The organism is Microcystis sp. Msp_OC_L_20101000_S702 (assembly GCF_007095705.1).
Classification (GTDB): domain Bacteria; phylum Cyanobacteriota; class Cyanobacteriia; order Cyanobacteriales; family Microcystaceae; genus Microcystis; species Microcystis ichthyoblabe_A.
On record NZ_SFBO01000038.1, the window covers coordinates 1 to 9134 of the forward strand.

The following is a 9134-nucleotide window of genomic DNA, read 5'->3' on the forward strand; positions in this document are numbered from 1 at the left end:
CACCCCCCTTATCAAGGGGGATCCCCCCGCCTTCGGCTTCCCCCCTTATCAAGGGGGATCCCCCCGCCTTCGGCTTCCCCCCTTATCAAGGGGGATCCCCCCGCCTTCGGCTTCCCCCCTTATCAAGGGGGGCTAGGGGGGATCGAACCTAAAATCTATTTTTAATTTAATTATAACCAGCTACTTAACCAGATTTAGTATGAATAGAAGCAAACCGGTTATCTAAGAGCTAATTTCACGACCGAGGTACTCAAGCTTATCTAGAACAGATTGAAGCAAAGATCGCCGCTGCTCGACGACAATATCTAAGTTAGCCAACATATACTTTACGTCTTTGTAGGCATTGTCCAGCAAGGCTAGTAATAATTCGCGATCGCCAGCGCTCTCTTTTTCTGATGGGGTGCGGGTCCGTTGGGGTAATAAGTCCGCCGGTGGAGAAGGAAGGGAGGGCGATCGCTCGGACTCTAGCTGTTGAATGGTTTGTTGTAAATTTTCAATCACCCCATACATTTCCATCGGGTCAAAAACCCTTAACAGACTGGTTTGTGTGACAATACCCAACCCCCGACCCCAGTTCCAAGAAACCACCAAACGCCCCACCCGCCGTTTTTGCATTTCCTGATGGGCCGTCCACAGGGAATCCTCGGGACTGAGGAGAAATAAGGGCGTACTCATCACCGTCTGGGCCCTAGTTTTGTGCAGATCGATTTGAACTGCTTGAAACTGGACAAGATCTCGCTCTGTCACAATACCAACGGGGTAGTCATTGTCTTCGGAATTTCTCTGGGTGATCACCACACAACTGACACGATGTTCCGCCATTAACTGGGCCAATTGCAAGACTGTGGCGGTGAGTGGGGCCTGTACCACTTGAGTGGTCATCACATCCGATACGCGACGAAACCGCAACAGATTGGCCGGACGCAAAATCTGGCGAATACTTTCATGGGAGATCACCCCGATTAAGTGTCCTTGGTCATCGACAATCGGCAAATGGCGAATGCGGTAGCGCCGAAACAAAAACAGGGCAGCAAAAATGTCTTGAGCAGATTGCTGGGGCAACGTGATCAGGGGATGTACCATCACATCAGCAACGGTTGTCTCGGTCAGGTTAATTCCTTGGGCGGTGAGTCGCACCACATCCCGTTCCGTCAAAATTCCTAATAACTCTTGCCCTTGCACCACCAGCAGACAGCTAACACGCACCTCTCCGGCCGGAGCAGCTAGAGGGGATAGGTCATCGGTGAGCAAACACAGACGACTATGGGCCTGACCGATCATAGCGATCGCATCTGCCAGGGAAGTGGTTGGCGGCACCGTCAAGGGGTGGCGATTGATCGCCTTTTCCAGATCGGGGGCCCAACTCAGAGGTGTATCGAGGGACATCAGCACCATCCTGCAATCACAAAGGCCAAGATAGACAGAACAGCCACTGGGCAAAGAACCCAGACTCTCAGAGTTGCTAAAACCCGTTCTAAAACTATCTCAAAGTGTAGCGTCATTTAACTTTTTCCTAAAAGATGTAACGTTTTGTTACAATTTTTATTAAACTCGTAAAGATTTTAGACCCACTTCGGTGTATCATAGAGGGATGTAACAGGTTAAAGCCTGAAACTTTTTATTTAGGGGTCATTCAGCCTCTAATGGTTTTAGGGTCTGCATCACCAGACGCTGGGGTGAGTACTTCCGGGTTCTGGTCGGCCTGAAGGGTTACTCCGGAAATTCTGGACACCTTTCCATAAAGTCGATCCAGCACTCGCTTTACGGAAATACGCTGCCATGGTTGACCGCGTTTGGTGGTGTAGCCCTGTTCATTAAGCCAATCGGCGATCTTCTGCAAGGATTTCCCTGATTTGTGATGACGGCGAATCAGTTCAATGACCCGGCACTCTTCCGGATCATCCACTAATTCCCCATCGATCGATTGTTGTCCAAAGGCAGGGGAGCCGTAGCCCGCATAACCACCGTTGCTTGCTTTTGCCTGTCTGCCTTGTTCTAGCCGCTCCCAGGCAGATAAATCGTTGGAAGGGGTCGCTGTCATAGGGTATCTAAATGCAACAACTTGCAAAACCATATTATCGCAACTTAACGTCGCAAATTTGTTTTGATTGGGAGCAGCCGATGACGACTTACAAATTAAAACCCCTGCATGAGCAGGGACTAGATGTCACCATCGATGTCTGGGACAACCAAACTATGGACGATACCCCCGGGAGGCGGACAAAGTTAAAGGGTCAAAGGCCAAGCATTTTTAGATGAGGAGCGGTTCAAAGCTGAATTTATCTTGTAAAACGCAGCGAGCAGAGAATTTGTACTAAGTTACACAGCATCAATCTGGAGATATAAACATGGGTACGGCTACATTTATTCAAGATGAAACTGAATTTGATTCCCTCTTAAAGAGTGAATCACTGTTGGTGGTAGATTGCACGGCAACCTGGTGTGGACCTTGCAAACTGGTGGCGCCGTTGATCGATCGATTGGCCGATGACTATCGCGATCGCGCTAAAGTCTTCAAACTTGACCTAGACAGTAACAAACCCGTGGCCAAACGCTTTGGAATTAAAAGTATTCCTGCTGTCATGGTATTTAAACAGGGGAAATTGATAGAAACATTAGTTGGGGTTAAACCCTATGAAGAATTTACGGCAGCCGTAGAACGACAATTATAGTCTTCCACCGTGAACAAACACTCTGGGCAAACGTCCGAAGTTGACCCTTTCCTTCTCACACCACTATTCAATTTTGAGGTATGGCGATGAACAAGCTTATAGAAATCCGGTGTCCCAACTGTGGCAGCGTAGCTCAACGGCTCTTGAGCGATCGCCTGCCCGCAGGATATAAGTGTCCGGCCCGGCAAGTTGCTCAGACGGAATGCCCAGTGTGTGATTATTTCATCGCCATGTGTTGGCAAAACGGTGCTGTGCTGGAGGCCTATGCTCCGGGCATTCAGGGGAACACAGCTGCGGCCATGCCGCCCCAGCCCCAACCAGCGATCGCCCATTGGTCTTTGTCATCTGTGTTCAAAGTGGCACTCAGCCCACAAGAGTCTAGGAAATTGCTATCGGGACAACCCTAGTCAACTTTTGCATTTATACCAGTTCTTTCATTTAACCAAACCAAACCATATATGCTGCAAGCTCAAGAAATTATGACCCAAAACGTTGTCACCATTCGTGGTTCGGCAACGGTTGCCGATGCCGTGAAATTGATGAAAGAAAAAAAACTGCGGGGTTTGATTGTCGAACCGCGCCATGAACAGGATCCTTATGGAATTGTCACCGAAACCGACATCGTTTACAAAGTGGCGGCCTTTGGCCACGATCCTAAAACTATGCGGGTCTATGAAATTATGGCCAAGCCCTGTGTGGTCGTCAATCCCGAACTGGGGGTGGAATATGTAGCCCGGTTATTTGCTCAAACCCGCATTCGCCGCGCCCCGGTGATTCAGGGTAAAACTTTGCTGGGTATTATTTCTGTCAGTGATATTCTCTTCAAGAGCGATTTTGTTGAAAAGCCCAAGCGGTTGTTCATTGAAGATGAAATTGAAGCAGCCCGGGAAGACGCGCGGGCAATTTGTGCGGCCAAGGGTGAAATCTCTCCCGATTGCGCCGCAGCCTGGGATGTGGTTGAGGAACTCCAAGCCGAAGCCTCCCATCAACGGGTCAAAAAACAGGGGACTAACTCACTTCAGTCCTACTGCGAAGCCAATCCTGATGCCTTAGAGTGCCGCATTTATGAGGATTAAATCCTGGCGGGTTTTGGGAGAATCGATCGCCTTGAGGATCTCGCCGATCGGTTTCCCCAGGCGATCGAGTTCTTGATCTCCACCTTTTCGGATGCGATATAGATCGATCGCTTGCGCTTACCGAATTCGACTTGATCGGGGGTCTGTGGGTACATACACCCCTAATTCCCCTGAGAGGAGATAATCAAGAAAAGTCTTGGCGATCACGGATAGTTTTTTATCCTTGGGATAAACCACATACCAATGGCGTTGGATGGGAAAGTCTTCCACGTCAAGGATGGTAAATTCCCCATTGGGAGGATCTAAATTTAAGACGTGCTGAGACAGAACCGAGATTCCTAAACCACCGGCGATCGCTTGTTTAATGGCTTCATTATTGCCGATTTCCAAACGCAGAGATACAGTGATGCCATGGTCGAGGAAAATTTGCTGTACTGCCCGTCTAATTCCCGATCCCATTTCCCGCATAATAAAAGGTTCCCCTTGCAGTCGTTTAATTGGAATTTTTTTCTGTCCCGCTAGGGGGTGATCTTTGCGAGCAATAACCACGAGGGGATTTTCCAGAAACGGTTGAATATCGAGGTTTAGCTCTTGGGGGGGTTCGCTTAAAATATATAGGTCATCAACATTATTGATCATCCTTGCTTCTAGGTCTTGGTGATTGGTCAATTCTAGGGACACATCTACCCCTTCGTACTGTTGACAAAAAGGACCTAGGATCTGAGGGATTAAATATTGGGCTGTGGATACCGCCGCTAATCGCAGTTTACCCTGTTTAATGCCCTTGATATCAGCGATCGCCATCTCAAAGTTATCAAGATCCTTGAGGACTGCTTGACAGGTTACTAATAAACTGCGTCCGGCCTCGGTTAAATACAAACGTTTGCCTATCTGTTCAAATAAGGGTAAACCCACTGATTTAGTCAGTTGTTTCATCTGGGTGGAAACGGTGGGTTGGGTGATCGATAGTTCTTCAGCAGCCCTGGTGAAACTGCCATGACGAGCGGTCGCTTCAAAGACAATCAGTTGATGTAAAGTGGCGTGAATCAAGAGAGGCCTCTAGAGAGCTACACTTCTGTTACTGCCTTGAGGAGCTTTGCTAAACAGAAGCAGGAATGGAGGGGAACGAGTGAAAACCTCCCCACCCCGCTTATATCATAGGTTTAAATCAATACTTTTGTAAAGATATATCGATTTAAACTCAATTTACAAAAATTTGCTTGTCAAGATATCCGTTCTAGTATAGATTTATAACAATCGATCTTTAAAAACCATAAAGTTTTGTCTATCAAGGCTGGTCTGTCAACCGCCGGCTTTGTTGTGGCAAAAAATCCTTTGCTCAGTTGGATTCTCATGGAAATAACCAATCGTATTCATTTTGACAATTTGCGGGGTGGTATCTTCGGTGGTCTAACAGCTGCCATCGTTTATCACCCTCTAGCTCTCGCCTTCGGGGTAGCTTCTGGGACGGCGATCGGGGCCAGTTCAACCGCCAAAAATCCCGAATTAGGCTTACCTGCGGACTTGACACTGTCCAAAGTTCTGCCCGCAACAGGTTTGCTTAAGGGGTAAAGAGCCTTACTCTTACTCTCTTTCAGCTTTTGAAGGTTCATTTAGTCCGTTTATATTCAATACTCCTCATCAGGGGAGGCTTAAGGAGGTATTCGTGGATTTTTTCTCATTGTTTGTCATGGACTTTATCCAGCAGTTGCAGTCGCCAACGCTGGCCTTTTTGATTGGTGGCATGATCATTGCCGCTCTCGGTAGTGAATTGGTCATTCCAGAGTCGATTTGTACGATCATTGTCTTCATGCTGCTAACCAAAATCGGTCTGACCGGCGGGATTGCCATCCGCAATTCCAACCTGACGGAAATGGTATTACCAATGATCTTTGCCGTGATAGTAGGGATTATTGTGGTCTTCGTCGCCCGCTATACCTTGGCCAATCTGCCCAAGGTGAAAGTGGTGGATGCGATCGCTACTGGGGGATTATTTGGAGCCGTGAGTGGCTCGACTATGGCCGCCGGTCTGACGGTACTGGAAGAACAAAAGATCCCCTACGAGGCCTGGGCCGGCGCACTCTATCCTTTCATGGATATCCCGGCACTGGTAACGGCGATCGTGGTGGCTAACATTTATCTTAACAAGAAGAAGCAGAAAGAAGCAGCCCACGACCACGAGTCTTTTAGCAAGCAGCCGGTGGCGGCCGGGGATTATTCCGATCAGCAGGATTATCCCAGCAGTCGGCAGGAATATCTCAGCCTGCAGCAGCCGGCGGATAATCGGGTCAAGATCTGGCCGATCATTGAAGAAAGCCTTCGCGGACCGGCCCTATCGGCCATGTTATTAGGTCTGGCTTTGGGCATATTCACCCAGCCGGAAAGTGTCTATAAAAGCTTCTACGATCCCCTCTTTCGTGGCTTGCTTTCGATCTTGATGCTGGTCATGGGGATGGAGGCTTGGTCAAGGGTTGGTGAACTGCGTAAGGTGGCCCAGTGGTATGTCGTCTATAGCGTCCTAGCACCCTTTGTGCATGGTCTAATCGCCTTCGGTCTCGGCATGGTTGCCCACTACGCCACCGGGTTCAGCTGGGGCGGTGTCGTGGTTCTGGCCGTCATCGCTTCCTCTAGTTCCGACATCTCCGGGCCGCCCACGTTGCGGGCTGGTATCCCCTCGGCTAATCCCTCTGCCTATATAGGCGCGTCCACGGCCATCGGTACGCCCGTAGCGATTGGCTTGTGCATACCCTTCTTCCTTGGCCTCGCCCAGGCCCTAAGCGGCGGCTAATCCCAGAAGGATTGTGGTAGGTCGGTGATCCCTCGATCGGACAGACCAAGCAAATAAATGTACATACTTAAGGAGATAATCAACATGGCTAAACCAGCCAAAAAGCTCGTCATCGTCACAGAAAAGATTTTGCTGAAAAAAGTCGCCAAGATCATCGAAGAATGCGGGGCGAGTGGTTACACGGTGATGGATACTGGCGGTAAAGGCAGTCGCAACGTGCGCTCTTCGGGACAACCCCACGTTTCCGAAACCGACAGTAATGTTAAGTTCGAGATACTTACCCCCGATCGAATTATGGCCCAAAATATTGCCAAGCAGGTTGCCGATCAGTTTTTCCTCAATTTTGCGGGCATGATCTATCTCTGTGATGCGGAGGTTCTGTACGGACAGAGTTTCTGTGGACCAGAGGGCTGTGAAATCTAGACAACTAAGCTTGTCTTGATCCGGGCCACCGCATCCCCAGCCTGACTGTCCTTGAGCGGTGGCCCTTTTTCCTATCCCCCAGTTTTATGACCACCTGAAATCTTTAACCCTCATCCCTTTAAACTGATGATTTTGTCCCCTATTCTGCCTCCTTCGATCGGGGAGATAGCAGCCCCCATGACTCCGCTCCCCTTGCTTGCCACCGTTGTGGCCGAGGATTCACCGATTATTCTCTCTGGCGTATTGCTGACACTGGTGGTGATTTATCTGGCCAGCAAGCTCGGCGCAGAGGCCGCCCGACGATTGGATTTTCCGCCCGTACTGGGAGAACTGGTCGCTGGTGTGATCGTCGGCGTTTCGGCCTTGCATCTGCTCATCTTTCCCGAAGGGGGGCTATCGGCCTCTGACTCGCTGATTATGACGGTACTGCAAGGATTGAATCAATTGGCCCCGGCTGCCGTGGACCGGATCTTTGAGTCCCAAAGTGAAGTGATTTCGGTTCTAGCTGAAATCGGTGTGATTATTCTGCTGTTTGAAATTGGCCTAGAATCCGACCTGCGACAACTCAAGGAAGTGGGAATTCAAGCCACGGTTGTGGCCTGTGTGGGGGTTGCGGCACCTTTTGCGGCAGGTACGGCCGGGTTAATGCTCGTCTTTCATGTGGCGGCTATCCCGGCGATTTTTGCAGGGGCTGCCTTGACAGCAACCAGTATCGGTATTACCTCGAAGGTGTTGTCCGAGTTAGGTCAACTCAAATCCAAAGAAGGGCAAATTATTGTCGGTGCAGCGGTGATCGATGATGTCCTTGGTATTATTGTTCTGGCTGTGGTCGCTAGTTTAGCCAAAACCGGTGAGATTGATGTGACCAATGTTATTTATCTGATTGTCAGCGCTACGGCCTTTTTGATCGGATCAATTTTGTTGGGAGGTATTTTTAACAAAAGTTTTGTGGCGATCGTGGAGCGGCTGAAAACTCGGGGAAATATTGTTATTCCCGCATTTGTCTTCGCTTTCTTTATGGCATTTTTAGGCAATGCTATTCATCTTGAAGCGATTTTAGGGGCCTTTGCTGCGGGTTTGGTGCTTGATGAAACTGATACCCGCAACGAGTTGGATGAGTTAATTAAACCGATCGCCGATTTGCTTGTACCGATTTTCTTTGTGACGGTGGGAGCGCGTGCCGATCTCGGTGTTTTAAACCCAACGGTACCGGAGAATCGGGCTGGACTTTTGATCGCTGTCTTTTTGATGGTTGTGGCGATTATCGGTAAACTGGTGACAGGCTGGGCAGTTTTTGGCATATCTGGAATCAATCGCCTCGCCATCGGTGTGGGTATGATTCCCCGGGGTGAGGTGGGTTTAGTTTTTGCTGGGATTGGTTCGGCCAGCGGAATTTTGGATAAGCCTTTGGAAGTGTCGATTATTATTATGGTAATCCTGACCACTTTCCTCGCTCCTCCCTTCCTCAGAGTCGCTTTTGGTAAGACGGAAACTGTTGCCGAAACCCTGGAAAGCAAGGAGCCAGCTAATCCTATTCCTTAATTTTGCGGGTAAAATCTGATTTTTTAGACGAGGCTGAAGCATTTTCAGCCTTTTTACAAATCTATGCTCAGGATAAGGGAGCGATCGAGGTAAGATTTGAGAGTATCTAATCTTTTTCCTATGTTCGAGCAGACATTTAAGAATATCGATGATATTCTCCGAAAAGAGGCGGGGTGCGCGACGGAGTTGGATTACGCGGAACAGATATCCTGGATTCTCTTTTTGAAACCCACATTCCGCACCCTAAGTGTCACAACGTCTCAAAAGAGGAAGGGGCGTAAGCCAAAATACTTATCTAGAGGAGTTAGTTGGCGGCAAGCTGCCGGCAACTAAGCCGAAAATTCCAGGGTTCTCCCAGTAATTCTCAATAAACAGTGCTTATTGAGAATTACTGGGCAATCAGACTTAACATCTAGGGGGAGATGTTCCAGTTACTCGCTTTGTTTTGTCACCCCTTGAAGTCAATCCATCTGGTCAAGATAAGAGATAATATTCCTGGCAAGGTTTGGGAAAAAATCTCAAAATGTTGCGCCTCTCATCCGTTAAGTTACTAATCTTTTGATTGTCTTGAATAGGTCGGAGATGAATCCCTTGAAAGTTCTGAAATATCCAGCGTAATGTTGGTCGGTCAGT

Annotated in this window: 11 protein-coding genes; 8 read left to right on the forward strand and 3 right to left on the reverse strand. The window is 48.8% G+C overall.

Features of this window, described 5'->3' with window-relative positions; all coding sequences use genetic code 11:
• Positions 1-222 precede the first annotated feature (222 nt).
• Both EWV60_RS04480 and EWV60_RS04485 read right to left on the reverse strand, forming a co-directional pair.
• On the reverse strand, positions 223-1395 hold the full coding sequence (locus EWV60_RS04480; protein ID WP_287231239.1) for a CBS domain-containing protein: 1173 nt from the start codon (positions 1393-1395) through the stop codon (positions 223-225).
• Positions 1396-1633: 238 nt separating this feature from the next.
• Positions 1634-2074, reverse strand: a complete 441-nt coding sequence (locus tag EWV60_RS04485) for a recombinase family protein (protein WP_353734376.1) — start codon at positions 2072-2074, stop codon at positions 1634-1636.
• Between the two features lie 47 nt (positions 2075-2121).
• On the opposite strand from EWV60_RS04485, the gene EWV60_RS04490 reads away from it, so the two are divergent.
• The 4 genes from EWV60_RS04490 to EWV60_RS04505 all read left to right on the forward strand — a co-directional run bounded on the left by EWV60_RS04490 (position 2122) and on the right by EWV60_RS04505 (position 3748).
• Complete coding sequence (locus EWV60_RS04490; protein WP_287231245.1) at positions 2122-2259, forward strand: hypothetical protein; 138 nt, start codon at positions 2122-2124, stop codon at positions 2257-2259.
• Between the two features lie 89 nt (positions 2260-2348).
• Positions 2349-2672: a thioredoxin gene (trxA, locus tag EWV60_RS04495; protein ID WP_002778933.1), complete on the forward strand. Its 324-nt coding sequence runs from the start codon at positions 2349-2351 to the stop codon at positions 2670-2672.
• Between the two features lie 80 nt (positions 2673-2752).
• Positions 2753-3079: a hypothetical protein gene (locus tag EWV60_RS04500; protein WP_002751596.1), complete on the forward strand. Its 327-nt coding sequence runs from the start codon at positions 2753-2755 to the stop codon at positions 3077-3079.
• A 51-nt stretch (positions 3080-3130) separates the two neighbouring features.
• Positions 3131-3748, forward strand: a complete 618-nt coding sequence (locus EWV60_RS04505; RefSeq protein ID WP_002751597.1) for a CP12 domain-containing protein — start codon at positions 3131-3133, stop codon at positions 3746-3748.
• A gap of 117 nt (positions 3749-3865) precedes the next feature.
• Here the strand turns inward: EWV60_RS04505 and EWV60_RS04510 are convergent, their stop codons facing one another.
• On the reverse strand, positions 3866-4798 hold the full coding sequence (locus tag EWV60_RS04510; RefSeq protein WP_002751599.1) for a LysR family transcriptional regulator: 933 nt from the start codon (positions 4796-4798) through the stop codon (positions 3866-3868).
• Positions 4799-5029: 231 nt separating this feature from the next.
• Between EWV60_RS04510 and EWV60_RS04515 the strand changes: the two genes are divergently transcribed.
• From EWV60_RS04515 to EWV60_RS04530, 4 genes are all read left to right on the forward strand, one after another.
• Positions 5030-5320: a hypothetical protein gene (locus EWV60_RS04515; protein WP_036396345.1), complete on the forward strand. Its 291-nt coding sequence runs from the start codon at positions 5030-5032 to the stop codon at positions 5318-5320.
• A gap of 94 nt (positions 5321-5414) precedes the next feature.
• Entirely contained in the window at positions 5415-6536 is a 1122-nt protein-coding gene (locus tag EWV60_RS04520) for a sodium-dependent bicarbonate transport family permease (RefSeq protein ID WP_287231253.1), read from the forward strand.
• Positions 6537-6620: 84 nt separating this feature from the next.
• On the forward strand, positions 6621-6959 hold the full coding sequence (locus EWV60_RS04525; RefSeq protein ID WP_002736019.1) for a P-II family nitrogen regulator: 339 nt from the start codon (positions 6621-6623) through the stop codon (positions 6957-6959).
• Positions 6960-7085: 126 nt separating this feature from the next.
• Entirely contained in the window at positions 7086-8501 is a 1416-nt protein-coding gene (locus tag EWV60_RS04530) for a cation:proton antiporter (protein WP_271935772.1), read from the forward strand.
• Positions 8502-9134: the final 633 nt, after the last annotated feature.